General features: G+C 70.2%; 20 protein-coding genes. 10 read left to right on the top strand and 10 right to left on the bottom strand.

The window, feature by feature from the left end:
- Nucleotides 1-4: 4 nt before the first annotated feature.
- Entirely contained in the window at nucleotides 5-1,705 is a 1,701-nt protein-coding gene (locus tag VG899_09170; GenBank protein ID HWA66522.1) for a DEAD/DEAH box helicase family protein, read from the top strand.
- A 15-nt stretch (nucleotides 1,706-1,720) separates the two neighbouring features.
- Nucleotides 1,721-2,281: a nucleosidase gene (locus tag VG899_09165; protein ID HWA66521.1), complete on the top strand. Its 561-nt coding sequence runs from the start codon at nucleotides 1,721-1,723 to the stop codon at nucleotides 2,279-2,281.
- On the opposite strand, the gene VG899_09160 is transcribed toward VG899_09165, so the two are convergent.
- Together VG899_09160 and VG899_09155 are read right to left on the bottom strand one after the other, a co-directional pair.
- A complete protein-coding gene (locus VG899_09160) occupies nucleotides 2,278-3,405 on the bottom strand; it encodes an amidase (protein ID HWA66520.1) in 1,128 nt (375 codons plus the stop codon). The genes VG899_09165 and VG899_09160 overlap by 4 nt on opposite strands.
- Nucleotides 3,406-3,453: 48 nt before the next feature.
- A complete protein-coding gene (locus VG899_09155) occupies nucleotides 3,454-4,614 on the bottom strand; it encodes an acyl-CoA dehydrogenase family protein (protein HWA66519.1) in 1,161 nt (386 codons plus the stop codon).
- A gap of 48 nt (nucleotides 4,615-4,662) precedes the next feature.
- On the opposite strand from VG899_09155, the gene VG899_09150 reads away from it, so the two are divergent.
- Nucleotides 4,663-5,499 carry an alpha/beta hydrolase gene (locus VG899_09150; GenBank protein HWA66518.1) on the top strand — a complete coding sequence of 279 codons (837 nt, stop codon included), beginning with the start codon at nucleotides 4,663-4,665 and terminating at the stop codon, nucleotides 5,497-5,499.
- A gap of 55 nt (nucleotides 5,500-5,554) precedes the next feature.
- Here VG899_09150 and VG899_09145 read toward each other — a convergent pair whose 3' ends face one another.
- From VG899_09145 to VG899_09135, 3 genes are read right to left on the bottom strand one after another with little or no spacing between them, the layout of a single operon-like run.
- Entirely contained in the window at nucleotides 5,555-6,172 is a 618-nt protein-coding gene (locus VG899_09145; GenBank protein ID HWA66517.1) for an isochorismatase family protein, read from the bottom strand.
- A gap of 16 nt (nucleotides 6,173-6,188) precedes the next feature.
- Nucleotides 6,189-7,244, bottom strand: coding sequence for a Zn-dependent alcohol dehydrogenase (locus VG899_09140; GenBank protein HWA66516.1), 1,056 nt, complete (start codon nucleotides 7,242-7,244; stop codon nucleotides 6,189-6,191).
- Nucleotides 7,245-7,261: 17 nt separating this feature from the next.
- Nucleotides 7,262-8,725: an aldehyde dehydrogenase family protein gene (locus VG899_09135; GenBank protein ID HWA66515.1), complete on the bottom strand. Its 1,464-nt coding sequence runs from the start codon at nucleotides 8,723-8,725 to the stop codon at nucleotides 7,262-7,264.
- Between the two features lie 95 nt (nucleotides 8,726-8,820).
- Here VG899_09135 and VG899_09130 point away from each other — a divergent pair, with 95 nt between their 5' ends.
- Nucleotides 8,821-9,372: a hypothetical protein gene (locus tag VG899_09130; GenBank protein HWA66514.1), complete on the top strand. Its 552-nt coding sequence runs from the start codon at nucleotides 8,821-8,823 to the stop codon at nucleotides 9,370-9,372.
- A 12-nt stretch (nucleotides 9,373-9,384) separates the two neighbouring features.
- Here VG899_09130 and VG899_09125 read toward each other — a convergent pair whose 3' ends face one another.
- Nucleotides 9,385-10,158, bottom strand: coding sequence for an SDR family oxidoreductase (locus VG899_09125; GenBank protein ID HWA66513.1), 774 nt, complete (start codon nucleotides 10,156-10,158; stop codon nucleotides 9,385-9,387).
- Nucleotides 10,155-11,066, bottom strand: coding sequence for an SDR family oxidoreductase (locus tag VG899_09120; protein HWA66512.1), 912 nt, complete (start codon nucleotides 11,064-11,066; stop codon nucleotides 10,155-10,157). The genes VG899_09125 and VG899_09120 overlap by 4 nt, the downstream gene beginning before the upstream one ends.
- A gap of 125 nt (nucleotides 11,067-11,191) precedes the next feature.
- On the opposite strand from VG899_09120, the gene VG899_09115 reads away from it, so the two are divergent.
- From VG899_09115 to VG899_09095, 5 genes are all read left to right on the top strand, one after another.
- On the top strand, nucleotides 11,192-12,010 hold the full coding sequence (locus VG899_09115) for a sugar phosphate isomerase/epimerase (protein ID HWA66511.1): 819 nt from the start codon (nucleotides 11,192-11,194) through the stop codon (nucleotides 12,008-12,010).
- Nucleotides 12,011-12,133: 123 nt separating this feature from the next.
- Nucleotides 12,134-13,048 carry an alpha/beta hydrolase gene (locus VG899_09110; GenBank protein HWA66510.1) on the top strand — a complete coding sequence of 305 codons (915 nt, stop codon included), beginning with the start codon at nucleotides 12,134-12,136 and terminating at the stop codon, nucleotides 13,046-13,048.
- Between the two features lie 36 nt (nucleotides 13,049-13,084).
- Nucleotides 13,085-13,546 carry a hypothetical protein gene (locus tag VG899_09105; GenBank protein ID HWA66509.1) on the top strand — a complete coding sequence of 154 codons (462 nt, stop codon included), beginning with the start codon at nucleotides 13,085-13,087 and terminating at the stop codon, nucleotides 13,544-13,546.
- Between the two features lie 13 nt (nucleotides 13,547-13,559).
- Nucleotides 13,560-17,024 (top strand): AAA family ATPase, encoded by a 3,465-nt coding sequence (locus VG899_09100; GenBank protein HWA66508.1) that lies wholly within the window; start codon nucleotides 13,560-13,562, stop codon nucleotides 17,022-17,024.
- Between the two features lie 21 nt (nucleotides 17,025-17,045).
- The gene (locus tag VG899_09095) at nucleotides 17,046-18,047 is read left to right on the top strand and encodes a LacI family DNA-binding transcriptional regulator (GenBank protein ID HWA66507.1); all 1,002 of its coding nucleotides are present in this window, start codon (nucleotides 17,046-17,048) and stop codon (nucleotides 18,045-18,047) included.
- A gap of 8 nt (nucleotides 18,048-18,055) precedes the next feature.
- Here the strand turns inward: VG899_09095 and VG899_09090 are convergent, their stop codons facing one another.
- Complete coding sequence (locus VG899_09090) at nucleotides 18,056-19,813, bottom strand: ATP-binding cassette domain-containing protein (GenBank protein HWA66506.1); 1,758 nt, start codon at nucleotides 19,811-19,813, stop codon at nucleotides 18,056-18,058.
- Complete coding sequence (locus VG899_09085) at nucleotides 19,810-20,961, bottom strand: sugar ABC transporter substrate-binding protein (protein ID HWA66505.1); 1,152 nt, start codon at nucleotides 20,959-20,961, stop codon at nucleotides 19,810-19,812. The genes VG899_09090 and VG899_09085 overlap by 4 nt, the downstream gene beginning before the upstream one ends.
- Nucleotides 20,962-21,580: 619 nt before the next feature.
- On the opposite strand from VG899_09085, the gene VG899_09080 reads away from it, so the two are divergent.
- Nucleotides 21,581-22,573 (top strand): aldo/keto reductase, encoded by a 993-nt coding sequence (locus VG899_09080; protein HWA66504.1) that lies wholly within the window; start codon nucleotides 21,581-21,583, stop codon nucleotides 22,571-22,573.
- A 12-nt stretch (nucleotides 22,574-22,585) separates the two neighbouring features.
- On the opposite strand, the gene VG899_09075 is transcribed toward VG899_09080, so the two are convergent.
- Complete coding sequence (locus VG899_09075; protein ID HWA66503.1) at nucleotides 22,586-23,656, bottom strand: DNA topoisomerase IB; 1,071 nt, start codon at nucleotides 23,654-23,656, stop codon at nucleotides 22,586-22,588.
- Nucleotides 23,657-23,660: the final 4 nt, after the last annotated feature.

Here is a 23,660-nt window from a genome sequence, read left to right as displayed (position 1 = left end):
GCCGATGGCAGACCGGACGATGGACATCGACCGGCCGCGGGCGCGGCTGCGCGCCTGGCAGGCCGAAGCACTCGCGCGCTACCGCGAGGGTGCGCCGACTGACTTCCTGGTCACCGCCACGCCCGGCGCCGGCAAGACCACATTCGCGCTGACCATGGCGAGTGACCTGATGAGCCGACGGGCGATCGATCGGGTGATCGTCGTCGCTCCCACCGACCACCTGCGCACGCAGTGGGCACACGCCGCGGACCGGCTCGGTCTGCGCCTGGATCCGACGCTCGCCAACGACGCCGGCCCCGTGCGCGTCGACATGCACGGCTACGTGACGACGTACGCGCAGGTGGCAGCCCGCCCGGCGATTCACGAAGCCCGCACCCGCGCGAAGCGGACACTGGTCGTTCTCGACGAGATCCATCACGCTGGCGACGGGCTGTCGTGGGGCGAGGCCACGATGCTGGCGTTCGACACCGCCACCCGCCGGCTCGCGCTGACCGGCACGCCGTTTCGGACCAGAGCCGACGAACGGATCCCGTTCGTCCGTTACGAGACGGACAGCGACGGGGCGCTGTGCAGCATCGCCGACTACACCTACGGCTACGCCGAGGCGTTGCGCGACGGCGTGGTCCGTCCGGTCGTTTTCGCGGCCTACACCGGCGTCTCCCGCTGGAAGAACTCGGCCGGCGACGTGATCGCGGCGTCACTGTCCGAGACGTCGACGCAAAGCGTCGAGGCGCGGGCGTGGAAGACCGCGCTCAACCCGGGCGGCAAGTGGGTTCCTCACGTGATCGCGGCCATGGACGAGCGGCTCACCCACCTGCGCGCGACGACCATGCCTGACGCCGCCGCAATCGTGCTCGCCAGCGACCAGGACGACGCGAAGGCCTACGCCGACATCGTCGCTCGGATCACCGGCCACAAGCCGGCGCTGATCGTCTCCGGAGACCCGAAGGCGAGCGAACGCCTGGAACGCTTCACCGCTTCCGACGACCGCTTCGCGGTGTGTGTCCGCATGATCAGCGAAGGCGTCGACATTCCCCGCGCCGCCTGTCTGGCATGGATGACCAGCTACCGGACGCCGCTGTTCTTCGCCCAGGCCGTGGGTCGCGTCGTACGGTCGCGGCGCCCGGGTGAGGCGGCGACGGTGTTCTTGCCCGCGGTGCGGCCGCTGCTGGCGCTGGCGGCAGAGATGGAAGTGGCGCGCAACAGCGTGATGCCACCGCGCACCAGCGACGGTGACGCTCACGACCTCGACCCGTTGGTCGCCGACGAGGACCGCATCGCGACTCCCGACTCGTGGGAGGCACTGGACTCCGACGCCGAGTTCGCGCACGTGGTCGAGGGAGGGCGCGCGGTCCTCGCGACCCAGGTCGTTCACAACGACGAGGACCAGGACTTCATCGGGCTGCCCGGCCTGCTGAGCGCTGAGCAGACCGCCGCGTTGTTGGCGCGCCGCGACGAGGCGCATCGGCGGCGCGCGACGCAGGACGAGCTGTTCGGCGTGCCGCGCGACACTTCGTGGCAGTCGATCGCCGGGCTGCGTAGCGAGATCAACGACCTAGTGCGCAAGCTCGCGTCACGGCAGAAGCTGACGCCGGCTGTGGTGCACGGTCAGGTCCGCAAGGCGGTTCCCGGTCCGGCGTCGGCGCAGGCATCCGAAGAGGTCCTCGCCGCGCGCCGCGACTGGCTCATGGAGCAGCTCTTCTAGGTCTAGGTTGACCCGATGGGCCGATCCGACGTGCTGGTCGTCGCGGCAACGCGCGAGGAAGCGCGCTACGTGCCGGACGACCTGCCCCTGCTGGTCACCGGGCTCGGCAAAGTCGCAGCGGCCTCCGCGGTCGCCGGTTGGCTCGGCGCCGCCACGCCACTGGAGCCGGGCTTCGAAGTGATCAACGTCGGTACGGCGGGAGCCCTCCGCGACGGCGTGTCCGGGCTGCAGATCCCCGGCCGCGTGATCAACCACGACATCGCAGCCAACCTCCTCGCCGAGATGGGGGTGCGGGTGGAAGACGAGATCGTGCTGTCCGACCAGTCCGACGTCGTGCTGGCGACGGGCGACGCGTTCGTCGCCGACACGGTGACCCGAGCCGCCCTCGCGACTCGGGCGTCGCTGGTCGACATGGAAGGTTTCGCCGTCGCCTGGGCGTGCCGGCAGGCGCGGGTGCGAAGCGTGCTGGTCAAGCACGTCAGCGACAACGCGGACGCCACCGCGCTGGACTGGCCGGAGCGAATCGACGTGAGCGCGCGCGAGCTCGGCGCCTGGCTCGCCGACTACCTCGCTTAGAGCGCCGACTCCACGCGCTGCGCCGTCGCGAGCAGCAGCGGCTCCGCGCCGTGCGGCCCGACCAGCTGGAGGCTGGCGGGCAACCTCGAGCCGGCCGCCGGCACCGGCACCGGCTGTGCGGTGCACGGCGTGCCAGCGGCGTTGAAGACGGTCGCGTACCTGGTGACGTCGATCGTCAGCGGCAGCAACGTGGCGGGCGTGATCGCGTCGATCCGCGGCGGGAAGATCGGCATCGTCGGCAGGGCGAGCAGCTGCACCCGCTCGAAGATCTCGGCGAACGACCTGCGCCAGTCCGCCAGCTTCGTTCGCGAGTCCGCCGACTCGCCTCCCGACCCGGAACCCATCGCGATCAGGCCCGCGACGTCTTCGCCGATCCCCTCGGGATCGCTTTCCAGCAGCTCGTGGTCGGACTCCCACATCTCCTGCAGGTAGATCGAGGTCCACAGCTCGTTTGCCTGGGCCAGGTCGTGCCACCCGAGCTCGGTGATCTCGAAGCCGGCCGCGCGCAGCGCCTCATCGACCGCGGCCTCGATCAGTGGGTCGCTGTCCGTGCGGATCCGGCCGATCGAGGTGGCCGGCGTGGCTGCGGCCTCGAAGCCGGGCTCGAGAAGGCGCATGCCGGCAACGACTCCGGCCACGTCGCGCGCCATCGGACCGATCGTGTCGAAGCTCGGCGCAAGCGGCCAGACCCCGTCGAGCGACACTCGCCCGTACGTCGTCTTCAGACCTGTCGTGCCGCAGCAGGCGGACGGGATGCGGACCGATCCGCCGGTGTCCGAGCCGAGCGCGACGTCGGCCTCACCCGTGGCGACCGCGACCGCGGAGCCGCTCGAGGAGCCACCGGGGATGAGGGCGGGGTCGAACGGGTTCGCCGGCGTACCGAACCACGGGTTCGTCCCGAAGGCGAGCGCAGCGAGCTCGTGGGTGTTGGCCTTGCCGACGATCCGGGCGCCGGCCGCCCGCGCCCCCGCGAGGCACGCCGCGTCCTCCGCTGCGGGCTTCGCGATGCGCTCCAGCGCTCGGCAGCCTGCCGTCGTCGGCACGCCCGCGACGTCAATGATGTCCTTGACCGCGAGCCGCGGGCCTGCCCCGGTGGTGTCCAGCCGCGTGATGAACGTCGTCATGCGGTCAGTATTCAGACTCGCCCGCGCCGGGCGAATCAGGAGAACTCCCTATCCGCGAGGGAGCCCCAGCATCCGGCGGGCGATGATGTCGCGCTGGATCTCGTTCGACCCGCCGTAGATCGTGTCCGCCCGGCTGAACAGGAACAGCCGCTGGAGGCCGTCGAGCTCGTCGGTGTCGATGTCGAGATCGAGGGCCGCCTCACCGCGCACCGCCATCGCGAGCTCGCCGAGGCGCTGGTGCCAAGGCGCCCACAGCAGCTTCGAGATCGACGCCTCGGCACCCGGGACGTCGACGGCCAGCGTGCGCAACGCCGTGTAGCGCATCACGCGAAGCTCGATCCACGCCTGCGTCAGCCGGTCGCGGATCACGGGGTCGTCGGCGGCGCCGGTACGCCGGGCGAGTGCGATGACCTGGTCGAGCTCGTGGGCGAACCCGATCTGCTGGGCGAGGGTCGCGACGCCGCGCTCGTAGCCGAGGGTTGCCATGGCGACGCGCCAGCCGTCGCCCACCTCGCCGACCACGTTGTCAGCCGACGTGCGCGCACCTTCGAAGAAGACCTCGTTGAACTCCGCCGTGCCGGTCATCTGCACGATCGGCCGGATCTCGATGCCGTCCTGGTGCATCGGCACCAGCAGGTACGACAGGCCCGCGTGCCGCGAAGAGTCCGGATCGGTGCGCGCGACGACGAAACACCAGTCGGCGATGTGCGCCAGCGACGTCCATACCTTCTGGCCCGTGATGACCCACTCGTCGCCGTCCTTCACGGCCCTGGTCTTGACACCGGCGAGGTCGGAGCCGGCGCCGGGTTCGGAGTAGCCCTGGCACCACAGCTCGTCGCCGACCTTGATGGGCGGCAGGAACCGCCGCTTCTGCTCCTCGCTCCCGCACTCGAGCAGCGTCGGTCCGAGTAGGTTCTCACCGAAGTGGTTGATCCGGTGAGGGGCGCCTGCGGCGGCGTACTCCTCGGCGAAGATCACCTGCTGGATCAGGCTCGCACCCCGACCGTAGGGCTCTGGCCAGCCGATGCACGACCAGTCGGCCTCGCCGAGCACCCGCTCCCACGCGCGGCGGGTCTCGACACCCTCATGCTCGCGGCCCGGCCCACCGGCGTCGCCGAGCTCGGCGAACTCGCCGACGAGATGCTGCTTCAGCCAGTCGCGGACCTCGAGGCGGAAGGCCTCGTCGTCGGCCGTGAAACGAAGATCCACGTCGCTACCGTAACGTGCATCTGAAAGCCCGTCAGAAACGGAGTGGCGATGGACATCGAGCAGACGACGGTCGACGCCAACGGACTGACCTTCGGCGCGCTGACGTGTGGCGACACCGGGCCGCTCGCCTTGTGCTTGCACGGGTTTCCCGACTCCGCGCACACCTGGAGGCACCTGCTGCCCGAGCTGGCCGCGGCGGGTTACCGAGCCGTCGCGCCATGGACTCGCGGGTACGCGCCGACGATGGTGCCGAGCGACGGTGACTACTCGGCCGTCGCGCTGGCCTCGGATGCGAACGCGCTGCACGACGCGCTCGGCGGTGACAGTGACGCCGTACTGATCGGTCACGACTGGGGTGCCCTCGCGACGTACAACGCGGCCGCGAACCAGCCCGGGAACTGGCGGCGGCTGGTCACCCTGGCGGTGCCGCCACCCGGCGTCGCGACGAACGCGTTCTTCCGCTACGAGCAGCTCAAGCGCAGCTTCTACATCATGCTGTTCCAGACCCCGCTCGCCGACATCGTGGTGGGTGCCGATGACCTGGTCTTCATCGAGAAGCTGTGGGCCGACTGGTCTCCGTCGTACGACGGCTCCGCCGACCTGCCGCACGTGAAGGACGCGCTGTGGGCGCCGGCGAACCTCGCCGCAGCGATCGGCTACTACCGCGCGATGTTCACCGTCGGGGGTGGTGACGGCACGCCCACCCAGCCGACGCTGTATCTGCACGGCACCGAGGACGGCGCCTTCGGCGTCGAGGGCGTGGCCGGGACAGAGCAGAACCTCTCCGAGGAATCACGCGTCGACATCGTCGAAGGGGTCGGCCACTTCCTGCACCTCGAGAACCCGACCGAGATCAACAAACGAATCCTCGACTGGCTGGCCTGACTCCCGCGTGATCATGGCGTTGGGGAACCGGGTGTGTCCGCCGATCACGTCATGATCACGCCCAATGGGCCAGCAGCTCCTGCGTGGTGAGGACCGTCGCGAGGTAGGACAGCGTGTTGTCGATCACGGCATCGGCGTACGACGGCGGTACGCCGGCGACGGCGTCGCGCACGACCACCGCTTGAAAGCCCCGGTTGACCGCCTCCATCACCAGGTTCGTGATGGCGACGTTGACCGAGACACCGACGACCACGACCGTGCTCACACCGAGATTGCGCAGAACCGGCTCCAGATCGGTACCCGACATCGGGTTGAGCCCGTGCATCCGCGACAGCACCAGGTCGCTGTCGACGACGCCGAACTCGTCGATGACCTCCGTGGCGCGCGTGCCGAGGACGTTGGACACCGATCGGCCGAGCAACGCCGAAAACAACCGGGCGTTGCGGTTGGAGCCCAGGTCGTCGGTACGCCGACCGGCCACGCAGTGCACGACCGCCACGCCAGCCTCGCGCGCCGCCGCGCACACCCGGGCCCCGTTGGGGATCACGGTCGACGCGGCAGCAGCCGCCAGATCGGGCAGCAGCGCGTCGACGCCCAACACGCTGTTCTGGCACTCACTGGTCACGACCGCGGTGCGCGCCGGAGCCACGAGCGCCGCGACGTCGAGAGGCATCGCCGAGGCCGGAACGCTAGGCGATCTGCAGTACGCCGCGAGCCGCCAGCTCGCCTGACTCCATCGCGTGCACCGCCTTGGCCATGTCGGCGAGCGGGTACTTCGCCGACACCAGCTCGTCGAGCTTGAGCCGACCCTGCTGGTAGAGCTCGACGTAACGGCGGATGTCGCGCTGCGGCTGCGACGAGCCGTAGCGACAGCCGAGGACCCCCTTGTCGAGATACATCGAGGAGACGTTGAACGACGCCTCGTCGGCAAAGCCCGGTACGCCGAGCATGACCGCCGTACCGCCCCAGTCCAGGGCCTCGATGGCGGCGCGAATCAGCTTGACGTGACCGACGCATTCGAAGGCGAAGTCGACACCGGTCTTTGCGACGTCCTTGACCGCCTCGACGCTGTCCACGAAGTGCGTCGCGCCGAACGTCTTCGCGATCTCGGCCTTCAACGGGTTCGTGTCGACCGCGATGATCGTCGAGGCACCGGCGAGCGCGAGGCCCTGGATCACGTTGAGGCCGATGCCGCCGACGCCGATCACGAGCGCACTTGCCCCCTCCGGGACACGCGCCCGTTGCAGCACCGCGCCAACCCCGGTGAGCACGCCGCAGCCGACGAGGGATGCCGCCTCGAGCGGGACGTCCGTGGGGATCGGCACGCACTGGTTGGCCTTGACGACGGTGCGCTCGGAGAACACCGACGCGTTGGCAAACGCGTACGCCGGCTCACCGCGCCACGTGAACGGTTGCGGCCGCTCGCCGAACGTGGAACGGCACATCGTGGGCTTGCCGGCGTCGCAGTACTGGCAGGCGCCGCAGTTGCCGAGGGTCGACAGGACGACGTGGTCGCCTTCCTTGACCGTCTTCACCTCGGAGCCGACCGCCTCCACGACCCCAGCACCCTCATGGCCGAGCACGACGGGAGTGGGGAACGGAATCGTGCCGCTGATGACCGAGAGGTCGCTGTGACACAGACCCGCCGCGGAGATCCGCACCACGACCTCACCGGGACCGGGATCCTTCACCGACAGATCGTCGACGACCTGGTAGTCTTTGCCGTCGTATACGACGCCGCGCATGAGTTCGCTCCTCGCTGTCAGCCGGGCCAGACGATCGCTTGCATCTCGCTGTACGCGTGCAGCCCGAACGAGCCGCGGTCGCGCCCCACACCGCTCTGCTTGAAGCCGCCGAAAGGCGCCTCCATCTGCTGCGTGACCGTGTTGAGGTCGACCGTGCCGGCCTGCAGCTGACGGGCGACCCGATAGCCGCGTGCGAGGTCGGCGGTCCACACGTAGTTGATGAGCCCGAAGTCCGAGTCGTTCGCGAGGGCGATCGCCTCTTCTTCGGTCTCGAAGGGTAGGACAGCAACGACCGGTCCGAAGATCTCCTCGCGCACGATCGTCATGTCGTTGCGGCAGTCGGCGAACAGCGTCGGCGCCACGTAGAAGCCGGTGTCGAGGTCCGGCCGCTCGCCGCCGGCCAGCAATGTCGCGCCTTCGGCCTTGCCCTTCTCGATGTAGGCCTCGATCCGATCGCGATGCGCCGCTGAGATGACAGGGCCGACGACGGTGTCGGCGGCCGTCGGGTCGCCGACCTTGATTGCGGTCGCGTAGGCCTTCAGGCCCTCGACGACCTGGTCGTAGACGGAGCGCTCGGCGTACACCCGGGTCGGGGCGGTGCAGATCTGTCCCGAGTAGAAGGAGAAAGTCGTGCCGATCGCTCCGATCGCGGCCTGCAGGTTGGCGTCGGCGAACACGATCGCCGCGCCCTTGCCGCCCAGCTCCATCAGAACGCGCTTCATCTGCCCGCCCGCCGCGGCGCCGATCGCACGCCCGACGTTGGTGCTGCCGGTGAAGGAGACCATGTCGACGTCAGGTGAGTCGACGCTGGCCTCACCGACCTCGATCGACTGGCCGTTGACCAGGTTGACGACGCCGGCGGGCAGCCCGGCCTCCTCCAGCGCCTCGGTCATGAGTACGACGGACAGCGGATCCTGCGGCGCGGGCTTCACGACGAGGGTGTTGCCCATGGCGAGAGCCGGCGCGATCTTGCCGGACGGATTCGCCCACGGGTTGTTGTACGACGTGATGCAGGTGACGACGCCCACCGGCTGGCGGATGACGAGCGCGCCGGTGAGCCCGCCCTTCGACAACGGGGTGCTCTCGCTGACCGTCGGCGGCAGCGGGATCTGGTTCGACTCGAGCGCGCCCTGCGCATAGCGGCGGAAGCGTTGCATCGCCACGTTGACCTGCAACGACTTCACTGTCGCCGAGGTCGCCCCGGTCTCGGCCTGCGCGATCGCGGCGTACTCGTCGGCGTGCTTGCCGATCACCTCGACCACCCGATTCAGGATCTCGGCGCGCTCCGCCGGAGACGTTGCCGACCATGCGGGCAGCGCCGCCTTGGCCGCCGCGGCGGCGTCGTACACCTGCTGGCGGCTGGCTTCGGGCGCTCGGCCCACGACCTGCTCCGTCGCAGGGTTGATCACGTCGTAAAAGCCGCGCTCAGGCTCGACCCATTCGCCGCCGATGTAGAGGCGGTATGAACGCTCTTCAGTCACGCCGCGCAGATTATCTGACGGGTCGTCAGACCCGGCAGCCAATGGGCGGTGGGCGGGGACGTGGACGGCTGACGGGTCGTCAGACCCGGCAGCTGATGGGACGTGCACGGCTGACCGGACGCTTCCTCGTGGCCGGCGGCATCACACTGCTCGCGAGCTTCGGCGCCGCGGGCGTCGCCGCTGCGGCCACCACACCCGCGCCCCAGATCAGCCCGCCGCCGCAGTGCTTCGTGCAGCAGGACGGCGCGCTCCCGCTGTGCACCGAGAACCCCGACGGCACCTGGACCGTGACCTACCCGACCGGCGGCGGCAACCTCGACGACGGCAAGGGCAGCAACACCAACCAGGACATCGGCCTGGCAGTCGTCATCGTCTGCGTGGTGGGCATCCTCGCGATCGTCTACTGGCAATGGGTGCTGCCGCGCCAGCGCGACCGGCGGCTGCGCGGTACGCCGCCGACGGTCACCGGAGTGCCCGCCCGGCAAGCCACCGTCACGGCGTACTACCCCGAGGACCATTCGGCGAGCACACCGCCGCCGGCGCGTCCCCCGGCACCGCCGCCCGAGGCCTTCTCCCCGCCGGCAGCGACACCCGCTCCGGCACCGGTGATCCCGCCTCAGCCGCCGGGCGCCGACGGCCGCCTCTAGGGCGGGTCGACCTCAGGGGTGCTGGCTACTGGCCGAGATCACCTCGCCGGTGAGGTAGGACGCGTAGTCGCTGGCCAGGAAGACGATGATGTTCGCGATCTCCCATGGTTCGGCCGCGCGACCGAACGCTTCGCGGGAGGTGAGCTCGGCCAGCAGCTCGTCCGTCGTGACCTTCGCAAGGTTCTCGTGCATCGCCAGCGACGGGGCCACCGCGTTGACCCGCACTCCGAAGGCTGCGGCCTCGACCGCGGCCGTTCTGGTGAGCGCCATGACCCCCGCCTTCGCGGCCGCATAGTGCGCCTGGCCGGCTTGGGCGCGCCAACCGATCACGCTCGCGTTGTTGACGATGGCGCCGCCCGCGCCACGGCTGCGCATCCGCTTCAACGCCTCGCGGGTGCATCTCATCGTCCCGTTGAGCGTGACGTCGAGCACCTTCGTCCACTGCTCGTCGGTCATCTCGGCGAGCTCCACGGTGCCGCCGAGGCCGGCGTTGTTCACGAGGACGTCGAGGTCGCCGACGGCGTCGAACATCCGCTGCACGTCTTCTTCGACGGTCACGTCGCACGGGACGGCGACCGGCTCGGCACCCATCACATCGGCGAGCCGCTCGGCGGACTCGGCGAGGCGTCGCTCGTGCCGGTCGCTGATCGCGACGAGTGCGCCTTCTTCGGCACATCGCTTCGCGGTCGCGAAGCCGATGCCGGTCCCGGCGGCGGCAGTGACGAGGACGCGCTTGCCCGCGAGCAGGTTGTGGCCCTCGAGATAACGCGGCGCGGAAGGGCTCATCCTTCGGACGCGCCCGCCTCTGCCGCACGCTTCTTCATCATGTCCATGTAGTCGAGCATCGGCAGCCGGTCGAACCCGACCTCGGCCGGGATGCGCTCGGCGAGCTCCTGCGGTGTCCAGCGGCCGTCCTTCGTGATCTCCTTGATCTCACGGGGCTGGCTCCACAACGCGATTCGCCCACCGACGACGGTGTAGGTCTGACCGGTGATCTCGCGGGCCGCGTCGGAGAGCAGGTACACCACCATCGGCGCGACGTCCTCGGGCTCGCCGGTCTCCGCCGTGCCGCCCGGCACGTTGGCCTGCATCCGGGTGCTGGCGACGGGCGCGACCGCGTTGGCGTTGATGTTGTACCGGGAGAGCCCGAGCGCCGCGCTTCGCATCAGCGCCACGATCCCACCCTTCGCGGCCGCGTAGTTGGCCTGCGCGACGCTCCCCCACATCCCGACACCGGAGGTGAACGCGACCATCGAGCCGCCGGTCTCCTGCTTGCGCATCACCGCGGCGGCGGCGCGAAAGACGGTGAACGTGCCCTTCAGGTGGGTGTCGATGACACCGTCCCACTCGTCTTCGGACATGTTGAACAGCATCCGCTCGCGCAGGATGCCGGCCACTGTGACCACGCCGTCGATGTGCCCCCACTTGTCGACCGCCGCCGTCACGAGTCGCTCGCCGGCCGCCATCGTGGAGATGTCGTCGGCCAGCGCGATGGCCTCGCCGCCTGACGCCTCGATCTCGGCCACGACCGCTGCCGCGACCTCACTCGACGGCTCGGCGCCGTCCATCGCCACGCCGTAGTCGTTGACGACGACTTTCGCACCCTCGGCGGCGCACGCCAGCGCGATCGCGCGGCCGATTCCGCGGCCCGCGCCGGTGATCGCGATGACTTTGTCTTCGAGCATCCCTGGCATGCGCGCGAGAATATCTGACGGGTCGTCAGATATGGCCGGGCCGTTCGGCCGCGCCCCGACGACAGCGTTCGACCGAACGGTCGACGGGTAGCACAGACCGGCCGAGGGATGTCACATTGCTGGGCATGATGGGGCTGGGGCTGTGCTGGGGGACGGTGCCTCGCGCGCCGCTGCTGACGCACATCGACGCCGCCGCCGACGCCGGCTTCACGAGCATCTCTGTCTCCCCGGAGCAGTACCTGTCCGCACATCGGTCGCCGGCCGAGCTGCGGTTGCGCCTTGCCGACTGCGGCGTCGTCGTCGACGCCGTCGATCCCGCGCTCACCTGGCTCCCCGGCATGCCGCCCACCCCCGACGGCGGGTTGCTCTCCTACGACACCGCGGACGTCCTCACGACTGCGGAGGCGCTCGGTGCGCGCTGGATCAATGCAGCGGTGGCGTTTCCCGGTCCGTGGTCGCAGGCCGAGATCACCGACGCGTTTGCGGCGCTGTGCCGGCGCGGTGCCGAGGCAGGGGTGGGGGTGCTGCTCGAGTTCGTCCCATGGTCGACGGTCGGGGACCTTCCCGCAGCGGCACGCGTCGTACGAGCCTGCGGCGCGGCCAACGCGGGAGTCACCTTCGACACCTGGCATTTCCACCGCGGCGGCAGCCGACTCGCCAGCCTGACCGCCGAGGACCTCTCCGTCGTACGGGCCATCCAGATCAGTGACGCGGTGGCCCAGCCGGCGACCGACTCGATGACCGAGTCCATCAGCGCACGACTGTTGCCGGGCGAGGGCGTCATCCCGCTGCTGGAGCTGTTGTCGCTGCTCCGCGAAGCCACCGCCGAGGCGCCCCTGTCGGTCGAGGTCTTCAACACCGACCTGCGCCGGCAGCCTGTCGACACCGTCGCGAGACTCGCGGGCGACGCGGCCCGTCGGGTGATCGCCGCCAGTGCGATCTGACCGGGAGGCAGGCGTCACGCGGTAGCGAGCGCCGCCAGCTTCTCGAGGGCGCCCTCCATCCCCGCGACGGCGGCGCGAGGCGTGCGGGTGGTCGAATCCGGGACCCCGGTGCAACGATCAGACGTGGACCGCGAGATCCGAGCCTGGCTCGACGCCGGGGCCGACGCCACCCCGCTGTGCGCACTCGACGCAACGACCGCGCGGCGGGTGATGGCGCAAGCCTTCGCGACCTGGTGGGGGCCGGTCACGATGCTCCCAACGGTGGCGAACCTCGCCGTGCCGACGCCGGAAGGCGACGTGCCGGTCCGGCTCTACCGACCACGGGACGGCGTCCTGCCCGCGATCGTGTACTTCCACGGAGGCGGCTGGGTGATCGGCGACGTCGACACCCACGACGGGTTGTGCCGGCAGCTCTCGTACGACGCGCAGGCCGTCGTCGTCTCCGTCGACTACCGACGTGCCCCGGAGCACCCGTTTCCCGCAGCCGTCGACGACTGCGCGGCGGCCGCCTCCTGGGTGCTCAGCAATGCCGCCCAACTCGAGATCGAGCCGTCCCGCGTCTCGGTCGCCGGCGACAGCGCCGGTGGCAACCTCGCCGCCGTCACCTCGCAACGCCTGCTTGCTGACGGCCGCCGCATCGCCTCGCAGGCGCTCGCCTATCCGGTCACCGACTCCGACCTCGACACCGGGTCCTACCGCCGCTGCGGCGAAGGCTTCGGGCTGACCGCCGCCGACATGCGCTGGTACTTCGACCAGTACGCGCCGCCCGGTGTCGACCGCTCGCACCCCGAGCTGTCGCCGCTGCGCTCAGCGGACCTCTCCGGACTGCCGCCGACGTACATCGCCACGTGCGAGCTCGACCCGCTCCGCGACGAAGGTCTGGCGTACGCCGAGCGGCTGCGTGCCGCAGCCGTCCGGGTCGTCGCGGACGACCGCATGGGCATGGTCCACGGGTACCTGTGCCTGCGCGCGGTCACCCCGGCCGCGGACGAGCTACGCGCCAAGATCGTCGGCTTCCTGACACAGACCTGGCAGTGACGGCCGCCGAGGCAGTCGCGCGCATACGATTCGCAGGTGCCACCGCTGCTCGGGCCCCTGTCGAAGAACTTCTCGCGTGATGCCGGCGGGCTTCTCACCCGAGCCGGGCACGGCCGGCTGCTCGTGATCTGTGACCCGAGCTACGACCTGCCCGACGGCGCGCACGAGTTCTACTACCTCGGCAACGAACGTGGCGACCTGACCGCTGCCGCGGCACTGCGCGAGATTGCGGCGGCATGCCCGCTCGACCGGGCGATCCCCGGTCGTTACATGGCACCCGATGCCGACGACCCGGGTACCTACTCCGCGCCGGCACGCAACCACGCCGTCCTCGAAGAGCTCGGCTTCCGTGCTCAGGGCCAGCAGCGGCTCGGCGCCGACGGGATGTACACCTACCTCAAAGGCAAAGACCCGGCCAAGCCGCCTCTGCACTGCCTGGTCGCCAGCGCGGACTCCTACGACAACATCGCGGTCGAGATCGGATTCTCCGGCACCTAGCGGTGAACGCGGCATGACCCAGGGCGACGCAGAGCTGCAACGACGGCTGGCGCCGTATGTGTCGAAAGTGGTGTCCGACTGGCTCGTCACCACGCCCGACGTCACCCACCGTTCGGTCTTCGGGACCTGCGTGTTCGCCGACGTCGTCGGATCGACCGCACTCACCGAACGCCTCGCCCAGCAGGGAAAGGTCGGCGCCGAGCTGACCGGCGATCTGCTCAACATGGTCTTCGAGCCGGTGCTCGCCGCCGCGTACGACTACGGCGCCAACCTGCTCAAGCTCGCCGGCGACGGCGCGGTCCTGTTCTTCGACGGCGATCAGGCCACAGCACGCGCCGCGCGGGCAGCCTGGGCGATGCTCGCCGAGCTGCGAACCCTCGGGAAGCTGCGGATCGGCAACTGGACGACGCGCATCGAGATGTCGTTCGGTATCCACACCGGCGAGTTCGACTTCATGCTGCTCGGTCCGGTCCACCGAGAGCTCGTCATCGCGGGTCCGTCGGCGTCGGTCACCGTCAGCACCGAAAGCCGCGCGGCGGCGGGAACCGTGCTGCTGTCGGCGGCTGCCGCAGCAGACCTTCCGCCGCAGTGCCTCGGCGAAGGGCGTGACGGGCTCACAGCACTCGTCGCGCCCCCCGAGGCGACAGCGATCGTGCCAGTGACCACTCGAGAGCTCGGCGCGCATCTCGCGACGGCCGTCTGCCCGCCGTTGCGCGAGCACGTGCACGGGTCAGAGAGCGACTACGAGCATCGCATCGTCACGGTCGCATTCATCGAGATGCTCGGCACGGACGATCTGATCCGCGCGCAGGGCGTCGAGGCCGCAGTCGACGCCATCGGGTACGTCGTCGACCTGACCCAACGCACCGCCGCCGACACCGAGGTCTCCTACTTGGCGACGGATCTGCGGGAGAACGGCGCGGCAATGCTGCTGGTCTCCGGGGCACCTCGATCACTCGGCGACGACGAGACCCGAATGCTCAGCACCGTACGTCGGATCGTCCGTCCTGGAGGGCGGCTCCAGCTGCGCGCCGGACTGACCAGAGGCCGCGTCTTCGCCGGGGACTACGGCCCTGCCCATCGGCGGACGTACTCGGTGATCGGCGATGCGGTGAACCTCGCGGCCCGCCTCGCCGGCGCCGCGGAGCCCGGTCAGGTCCTGGCGCTACCCGATGTGGTCGAACGCTCGAAGACCCGATTCGTGACGACCGCGGTCGCCCCGATGCACCTGAAGGGGAAGGCGGAGCCGGTTCACGTGCTCTCAGTGGGCGACGTGCGCGCTCGCGGAATCTCGGCGGACGGCCGACCGGATGCGCTGCTGGGCAGGGACGACCAGCTCGCCACGCTGCGGGGACTCCTCGACGCTGCCTGCGATGGCGCGGGTCAGGCCGTCGAGATCACGGGACCGGCCGGCATCGGGAAGTCCCGGCTGACCGCGGCGCTCGCCGCCGAGGCGAGCACGCGTGGCGTCCGGGTGTTGTGGGCCGAAGGCGAGCTCTACCAGCGGGCGAGCGCCTACCACCCGATGCACGGGCTGCTGCGCCGGACGTTGGGCTTCCCCGAGACCGCCGGCCGCCAACGGATCGCCGGAGTGCTCGTCGAGCTCGCCCGCGGCAGCGCGCCTCATCTGCTGCCCTGGATGTCGCTGGTGGGACGGGTCGCCAACGCTGCGATCCCCGACAGCCGGCAAGTGACAGCACTGACACCGACCGAGCAGAAAGAGCATCTGGAGACGGTGACCAGCGAGCTGATGGGCGCCACCCTCACGCGGCCGACCATGCTCGTGCTCAACGACGCCCACGACATGGACGACCTGACGCTCGATCTGGTGAGCCGTCTCGTCCGCGACGTGTCCGTGCGACCGTGGCTGATCGTCGTCACCCGCCGGCCCGAGCCGACTGCCGCACCAATGCCCGCGACGACCCGGCTGGAGCTCGGCCCGCTGGACGACGTCGCTTCCGCGAGCCTGCTCGCGCAGGTCGCAGGAACCGCCTCGATCCCAGCGGCGCTGCTGGCCGCTGCCGCAGACCGTGCGGCGGGCAACCCGCTGTTTCTCGAGGCGATCGCGGGCAGCGTCGCGGCCGGCGAGGACCTCGACGCACTGCCGGAGACGATCGAAGGCGTCCTGGCCGCGCGCATCGACCGCCTCGCCCCGCAGCAGCGCCGGCTCCTTCGTACCGCCGCAGTCGTCGGCGAGCGCATGTCACTGGAGCTGCTCGCGGCCGTCGTCGACGGCGACGCCGGACTGGAAGGACTCGACGACTTCATCGCGGTCGAGGACCGCTCCCAGGTGCGTTTCGTGCACGGCCTGGTCCGGCTGGCGGCCTACGAAGGTCTGCCCTACCGGATCCGTACGGCGCTGCACGCGCGGGTCGGCCGGACGATCGAACAGCGCAGCGAGGGAAGGATCGACGAGGTCGCCACCACGCTGTCGATCCACTACCTGCTCGGTGACGACTTCGAGCCGGCATGGCGCCACTCCTGCCGCGCCGCCGCGCTCGCCCGCGAGAGTGCGGCACTCCAGCAGGCGATCGACTGTTATCGCCGTGCTCTCGTCGCGGCGACGCATCTCGACCTGGTCGGCGCGGACGTCGCCGAGGTGTGGCTCGCGCTGGCGGAGGTTCATGCCGACCTCGCCGAGCTGGCCGACAGCGAGCAGGCGTTGCGGCAGGCACGCCGGCTGCTGCGCGGCGACCCGGTCCGGCTCGCGAGGGCACACCTGGCGACCGCCCGCCATCGCGAGTCGGGCGGGGCCTATCCCGACGCGTTGCGATGGATCACCCGGGCAAGACGGCTGCTCGACACCACCGCCGACGACGCCGCGCCACGCTTGCGCGCGGAGCTGTCCGACGCCTACGCCCAGGTCCGCTATCGCCAAGGCGACATCGCGGCCGCCGCGAGGTGGGCCGGCCGCGCCCGCGAGGAGGCGCTGAACGGCGGCGACGAGCTCGTCGCAGCGCGCGCCCAGGAGATCCTCACGCTGTGCGCCGCCGCCGCCGGCCAACCCTGGGAGGCGTCGACCTTCCACGAGGCCCTCGATCGCTACGAGGAGGCCGGGCAGCTCGCCGCGATGGCCCGCGCGCACAACCGGCTGGGCGCGGCGTTGTACCTCGCCGGCTCGGCAGAAGCCGCCGCCGAGCAGTTCCAAGCGGCCGAGGACGCCTATCGCACCCTCGGCCGCGAGGCTGACGCGGTCACCAACGCCGTCAACCGCGCGGACATCCTCATCGACGCCGGCCGCGTCGACGAGGCCCAGCAGATCCTCGATGACGTCATCCCGAGCTGGCAGGCGGCCGGCTCCGAGTCCTTCCTGGCGTTGGGCTATCTGCTGCTCGGCCGAATCGAGCTGCGCCGTTCCAACCCGCGCGGCGCGCTCGACCTGCTGCGCCGCTCGGCCGCGCTCGCGCCGGGTCCGGCCGTCGAGCACTGGCTCGCGGTCTGCGACGAAACGCTGCGCCAGAACGCCGAAGCACGCTGAGAAATCGATTACGATACGGATGTGGCGACCATTCACGACGTCGCGGCGCAAGCCGGCGTGTCGGTGGCGACCGTGTCGCGCGTGCTCAACGACAACGCCGCGGTCAACGCCGAGATGGCGGCCAGGGTCCGCGCCGCGATCGCCGAGCTGGACTACCGGCCCAGCCACGTCGCTCGCAGCATGCGCACGCAACGCACCAGCATCGTCGCGGTCGTCGTACCCGACGTCGAGAACCCGTTCTTCACCTCGGTAGTGCGCGGAATCGAAGACGTCGCGCGCGCCGCCGGCCTGCTCGCGGTCCTGTGCAACTCCGACGACCAGCCCGATGCGGAGATGCGCTACCTGCGCCTCGTCGAAGACCAGCGAGTCGACGGGGTGATCCTCGCTTCGGCGATGTCGGCCGCTCCCGAGGAGCTGGTCCGTCCGGGCAAGGCGCTGCCGCCGCTCGTCCTCATCGACCGTGAGGTTGCGGGGATCAAGGCCGACGTGGTGCTCGTCGACAACAAGCAGGGGGCGCGTGAAGCCACCGAGCATCTGCTCGACGGCGGCGCTCGTACCCTCGCCTGCATCACCGGACCCGAGAAGGTGTCGACCGCCGAGGAACGACTGGCCGGTTTCCTGGCCGCCGCGAGCGATCGAGGGATTCCCAGGCGGGACATCACCTTCCGTCACGCCGACTTCCGCTCCGCCGGCGCGCGCGCCGCACTTCGGGACATCCTGACCAGCACCCGGCCCGACGCGCTCCTGGTGTGCAACAACCAGATGACGCTCGGCGCGTTGCAGGAGCTCGCCGACGGCAACGTCCGGATTCCCCACGACCTGTTGCTCGCGGGGTACGACGACGAGCCCTGGTCGGGATCGTGGAAGCCGAGCATCACGAGCGTCGCACAACCCGCCCGCGAGGTGGGCAAAGCGGCGATGCGCCTGATGCTCGACCGGCTCGAAGAACCCAACCGGCCGACTCAGCGCATCACGATGCAGCCGTCCCTGGTGATCCGCGAGTCCTCGCAGCGCGCGGCGTAACGACCCGGCTACTCGCGCCCGGACATCGCGCGGACGAGCTCGAGCCGATCCATCGCCGCCACCGGGCGCTGCGTCACGACCCGGCCGCGGCCGAGCACTACGACCGAGTCCCCGACCTCGAAGACGTCCTCGATGTCGTGGGTGACGAGCAGCACCCCGCAGCCTGCTGTCGCGGCGGCGCGGATCAGGTTGAGGACCTCTTCGGTCTGGCGAGCGCCGAGCGCCGCCGTCGGCTCGTCGAGCACCACCAGCCGCACGTCGTCGCGGAGCACGCGTGCGATGGCGACCGCCTGACGTTGGCCTCCGGAGAGCTCCGAGATCGCGCGCCTCGGGTCGATGGTGCTGCCGAGCGAGCGGAGCCGGGCCGTCGCGAGCGCGGTCGCGGCCGCGTGGTCACGGACCGGCAGCAGGCCCGCCAGCCGGCGCCGCGGCTCGAGCCCGATCGTGACGTTGTCGGCGACGCTGAGATTGGGGAACAGCGCGAGATCCTGGAAGACGGTCTCGATGCCGCGCCGGCGTACCTCGGCCGCGGTCGGCGGCAGCGGCTCACCGGCGAACCGCAACGATCCGGCTTGCGGGCGAAGCACTCCGGTGACGGCCTTGACCAGCGTCGACTTCCCGGCACCGTTGTCTCCGACGAGGCAGACGACCTCGCCGGTGCGGACCACGAGATCGACCTGGTCCAACGCGGTGAGCGTCCCGTAGCCCACTGTCATCCCGGTGACCTCGAGCAGCGCCTCGCGCTCGCGCTCTGCGCTGCTCGACGGTGCGGTGCGCGGCTCGCCCGCAGCAGCGGACTCGGGGCGCTCGTCCCTCCGGCCGGCGTGTGCCCGTCGCCACCTGGCGAGCGCCTGATCGGCTGCCAGCGCCAGAACGAGCAACGCACCTTGCGCCATGCTCTGATACCACGACGCCAGCCCCTCGAACAGCAGCCCGGACTGCAGGATCGCCAACACCGCGACGCCGACGAAGACGCCGATCGGGCTGCCCAGGCCGCCGGTGAACGCGACGCCGCCGAGAATGACCGCGGTCAGGACCGACACTTCGAAGTCGACTCCGAGGTTCGCCGATCCGCTTCCCAGCTGAGCGCTCACCAGCAGCGCGACGAGGCCGATCAGCGCGCCGTTCACGGCGTACGTCGCCACCGCGAGTCGCCGCACGGGCAGCCCTTCCAGCCGGGCCGACTCCGAGTTGCCCCCCACCGCGTACAGCCGCAACCCGGTGACGCTCGTCATCAGGAACGCGGCGCCGACAGCGAAGACGACCAGCCCGACGATCACCGTCACCGGCACGTCGGCGACGCGTTCCAGCCCGATGCGCAGAAAGCCCGATCGGGCGACGACGACCGGATTGCCCCCGGAGATCGCAAAGGCGAGGCCGCGGTAGAAGGCCAGCATGGCGATCGTCACGATCAGCGGCGAGATCGAAAGCCAGACCACGAGCAGCCCGTTGAAAGCCCCCATCGCAAGACCGACCGCGATCGCGGCGAGCACGGCGACCGGCGCCGGAACGTGAACCGCCACATCGGCGGTGACGACGGAGGCGAGCGCGTACTGGCTGCCGATCGACAGGTCGACGTTGCCGCTGATGACGAGCGCCGCAGTCCCGATCGCCGCAATGAGGACGTCGGTGTTGTTCTGCGCGATCGCCGTCAGATTCGAGCCGGCTAGGAAGTTGTGAAAGCTCAACCCGAAGAACAGCAGCTGCGCGACGCCGAGCAAGGCCAGGCCGCTGCGCCGGCTGCCACCGGCGGGCGCCGAGATCACTTCGGCGTGTACTCCGTGGTCCAGTAGTCGGAACGGCTCGCGTAGCTGACATTCCCGAGCAGCGGCAGGTACTCCTGATACGCCGCCGGGTCGGCGAACACCGGAGCGGGATCGGCAGCCGCACGCTGGAACTTCGTCACGGCCGCGGCAGAGTCGAGATGCACACCCTTCGCGACTATCACCCGCGGCACCGACTTGCCCTCGATCCAGTCCGCGCCGAACTGCCCGAGGCCGTACCCCATCAACCCCCACGCGAACGCGATCGAGAGCCGGTACGGGCCGCCCTGCTTGACCAGCTGCTGGGCTTCGCTGTCGCCGTCGACGCCGGACAGGAACATGTCCGGCTCGAGCTTTCCGGCCTGCTGGATCGCGTGGTAAGCCCCCACCACGAGCGTGTCGCCGCCCATGACGATCGTGACGTCCGGATGTGCCTGGATGATCGTGTTCATCGCCTTGAAGCCGGCTTCGTTGCTGATGTCGGTGATCGTCTGGTCGCTGACCACGCGGACGCCGGAGCCGGCCGTCGCGAGCCCGGCCAACACGCCTTCGTGCCGGAGCTTGAGCTGTGGCGAGATCGTGTCCAGGTTGAAGTAGGCGACCTGCGCGGTGCCGCCGAGTCGCGACTTCGCCCAGTTCGCCGCCGCCACGCCCTGGTCGTAGCCGATCTGGTACTGGCTGGCGGCGACCTGAAGCGTGCACGGTGCGGTGATGATCCCTTGCACGCAGACGCCTTTGCCGATGGCGCCGGTCAGCACGGGCTTCTCTGCCGCCTCGTCGAGCGGTTGCATCGCCAATGCGCCGACGCCACGCGCCAGGAAGGAGTTCATCTGGTCGACGTGGGTGCTCGGGTCGGTCCCGGTCGCGGTGAGGTAGCCGACGCCACGAGCGTCGGCCGCCGCCTTCATCCCTGCACTGAGCGCCAGGAAGAACTCCGAGTCGGCAGTGCTCGCCCACGCCACCCGCTTGGGAAGCCCGGTCGGGGACGACGCGGTGCCGGGCACGAACGCGGTCAGCCGGGCGCCGCTGCTCGTCGCGGCGAGCGGGGTCGAGCTGGCCGAGCTGCAGGCGGCGATCAGGTCCAGACTCGCGAGCCCTCCCGCGCCCAGCATGGCGAGCTTGATCGCGTCACGCCGTGAGATGCCAGCCATGCGCGATGTCCTCCCCGTGATCCCCGTCGCGCGCGGAGGGCAATCGCCGCCCCCGTTACTCCATTCAAGCGATCCTCAGGAAATTTCGCCACGGCGCTTGACGTGACATGAGAAATCGTTATCTTAGAAATCGTTATCTGGATGGGTCACGGGGAGGGGTCGGACCAATGTCGAAAGCTCAGGTAGCCGCCGAGTTCGCGGCAACCAGTGGGTCGCGCACTGGTGGTTCGCCCCGACCCATCTCGACCGAGCGCGGCGATTTCCGTTCAAAGAAGGGCCACGAGTACCGCGGTCCGCGCTCCCTGGCGGCAGGATCGCTTCCGCTGCTGAGCCGTTGAGCCGGCCCGGTCGCCCCTCTTGACAAGCCGCAGCCCGGTCGTCATTCTTGAGGAATCGTTTCCTCACCTTGCGCCGCGGGCGCGATACTGACTGGATTGGAGTCGCCGTGACCGGCAGGCACCTACCGGGGGTATCGACCACTGACGCACACCTGCGTCGGCCGCAGGCCTCCGGACGCTGGAGCGCCCCCAATGGCTGCACGATCGGTTCGCTTCATCACGGCTCGACCGGCCGTTCGTTGCCCCATCCGCTGTGCACGGCCTCCGGGCGGGCGGCCCTGATGTCGGCCGGTGGAGTGCTGCCTCGCCGCCAGATCGGCAGCAGCGGGCTGTTCGTGACCGAGCTCGGCTTCGGTGGCACCGCGCTGGGCAACATGTACTCCGCGGTCAGCGACGAGGACGCGTACGCCGCAGTCGAGGCGGCCTGGGCCGGCGGCATCCGCTACTTCGACACCGCTCCGCACTATGGGCTCGGCCTGTCCGAGCGCCGGCTGGGCGCGGCCTTGCGAACGAAGCCCCGCGACACCTACGTCGTCTCCACCAAGGTGGGGCGCCTGCTCGTGCCCAACCCGGCGCCGTGCGGCTCAGATCTCGGCATTGCCGGCTACGACGTCCCCGACGACCTCACCCGGCAATGGGACTTCAGCCGCGACGGCGTGCTGCGCAGCATCGACCAAAGCCTCGATCGGCTCGGTCTCGATCGCATCGACATCGCTCTCGTACACGACCCGGACGACTTCCTCGACCAGGCGATCGACGAGGCGCTGCCCGCGCTCATCGAGCTGCGCGACCAGGGCGTGATCAAAGCGGTCGGGGCCGGGATGAACTACGTCTCGCCGCTGTCCCGGATTGCTGCCGAGACCGACGTCGACGTGCTGCTCGTAGCCGGACGCTGGACCCTGATCGACCGTTCGGCGAAAGCGCTGCTCGACGACTGCCTGGAGCGAGGGGTCTCCGTGCTCGCCGCCGCACCCTTCAACAGCGAGCTGCTGGCCAGCGACTGGCCAGAGGTAGGCGCCCGGTTCGACTACGTGGCGGCGCCGGCGTCGGTGCTCGCCACGGCCCGGCGGATGGCTGAGCTGTGTCGGTCGCACTCGATGCAGATGCCACACGCCGCACTGCGCTTCCCGTTCCAGCACCCCGCAGTCACCTCGGTGATCTGCGGCATGCGCAACGTCACCGAGGTGGCCACGGACGTCGAATGGGCATCGACCGCGCTGTCCAAGGACATCTGGCGCGAGATCGACGCGCAGCCCTGGCTGAACGCGGACTAGGCAGGGCCGTCGTCAGCTCGCGTGGCCGCGGATCGCCGCGAGCGGGTCGCGCATCACGGCGTCGAGATAGCTGAGCAGGGCGGTCTCGTCGCGGTCGAGACCGCGACGCGCCCGGCCCCGCCAGCCGCGCAGGAACCGCTCGAGGCCGCCGTCGAGATACCCCTCGACGACGGCGGGATGAACGTAGTGGGCGCGCGCCACCGCGCGAGTGTTCCCCAGCTGTTCAGCCGCGGCATCGACCGCCGCCACCACTTCCCCCTCCCGCTCGTCGCTGTCGAGATGAGCGCGCAGGTACCCGAACGCCTCGCGCGTGCCTCGCCACGTGCGGAAGTCCTTCAGGGTGACCCGGGCGCCGGCGAGCGCCGCGAGCCGCTGGTTGACCTCGTCCGCACCGAGCGTCGTACCGTCCACGACGAACAGCCGCCGTCCCGGGCGGGCCAGCAGCTGTCGGACGACCCGGGCGACGGCGGCGTCCTCGATGCTCACCTCAGCGCGCCGGCCGGACTTCGCCGGGAAGCAGAACCTCACCTGCCTCCCGCGCACGCTCACGTGCCGTCTCGCCAAGGTGCTCAGGCCGAACGAGTCGTTCTCCTCGGCGTAGATCTCAGATCCGGCGCGGATGCCGCAACAGTCGACGATGCGCAACATCGCGGCGATCACCAGGTCGCGGTCGACGGTGCGCCGCCGCAGCTGGGCCTCGATGTCTGCGCGCACCATCGGCAAGCGCTCGCCGAAGCCGGCCAGCCGGCAGAAGTTGAGATGGTCGCGGACCTCCCGCCACCGCGGGTGGTACAGGTACTGCCGACGGCCGCGATCGTCGGTGCCGACCGCCTGGATATGGCCTTGTTCGTCGCGACAGATCCACACGTCCTGCCAGGCCGGCGGGATCACCAGCGCAGCGATGCGTTCGCGAACGGCAGCACCGACCACCATGCCGTCGGCGTAGCGATAGCTGAAGCCGCGGCCATGGCGCACTCGGCGGATGCCCGGCTCGTCCACGCTCACGTACGTCAGCCCGGCGACCTCCGCGCACCGGGCAGGGTCGTCGTAGAGCTCGGCGAGCTCGTCGTGGCTTCGGGTCACCCCA

The organism is Mycobacteriales bacterium (genome assembly GCA_035550055.1).
GTDB lineage: Bacteria > Actinomycetota > Actinomycetes > JAFAQI01 > JAFAQI01 > DASZTV01.
Note: the sequence above shows the minus strand (reverse complement) of the source record. Positions and strands in the feature narration are given on the sequence as shown.

Coding starts and splice junctions, on each gene's coding strand:
- VG899_09170 (HWA66522.1), top strand. CDS start 5: ATGGCAGACCGGACGATGGACATCGACCGGCCGCGGGCGCGGCTGCGC.
- VG899_09165 (HWA66521.1), top strand. CDS start 1,721: ATGGGCCGATCCGACGTGCTGGTCGTCGCGGCAACGCGCGAGGAAGCG.
- VG899_09160 (HWA66520.1), bottom strand. CDS start 3,405: ATGACGACGTTCATCACGCGGCTGGACACCACCGGGGCAGGCCCGCGG.
- VG899_09150 (HWA66518.1), top strand. CDS start 4,663: ATGGACATCGAGCAGACGACGGTCGACGCCAACGGACTGACCTTCGGC.
- VG899_09145 (HWA66517.1), bottom strand. CDS start 6,172: ATGCCTCTCGACGTCGCGGCGCTCGTGGCTCCGGCGCGCACCGCGGTC.
- VG899_09140 (HWA66516.1), bottom strand. CDS start 7,244: ATGCGCGGCGTCGTATACGACGGCAAAGACTACCAGGTCGTCGACGAT.
- VG899_09130 (HWA66514.1), top strand. CDS start 8,821: ATGGGACGTGCACGGCTGACCGGACGCTTCCTCGTGGCCGGCGGCATC.
- VG899_09125 (HWA66513.1), bottom strand. CDS start 10,158: ATGAGCCCTTCCGCGCCGCGTTATCTCGAGGGCCACAACCTGCTCGCG.
- VG899_09120 (HWA66512.1), bottom strand. CDS start 11,066: ATGCCAGGGATGCTCGAAGACAAAGTCATCGCGATCACCGGCGCGGGC.
- VG899_09115 (HWA66511.1), top strand. CDS start 11,192: ATGATGGGGCTGGGGCTGTGCTGGGGGACGGTGCCTCGCGCGCCGCTG.
- VG899_09100 (HWA66508.1), top strand. CDS start 13,560: ATGACCCAGGGCGACGCAGAGCTGCAACGACGGCTGGCGCCGTATGTG.
- VG899_09085 (HWA66505.1), bottom strand. CDS start 20,961: ATGGCTGGCATCTCACGGCGTGACGCGATCAAGCTCGCCATGCTGGGC.
- VG899_09080 (HWA66504.1), top strand. CDS start 21,581: ATGTCGGCCGGTGGAGTGCTGCCTCGCCGCCAGATCGGCAGCAGCGGG.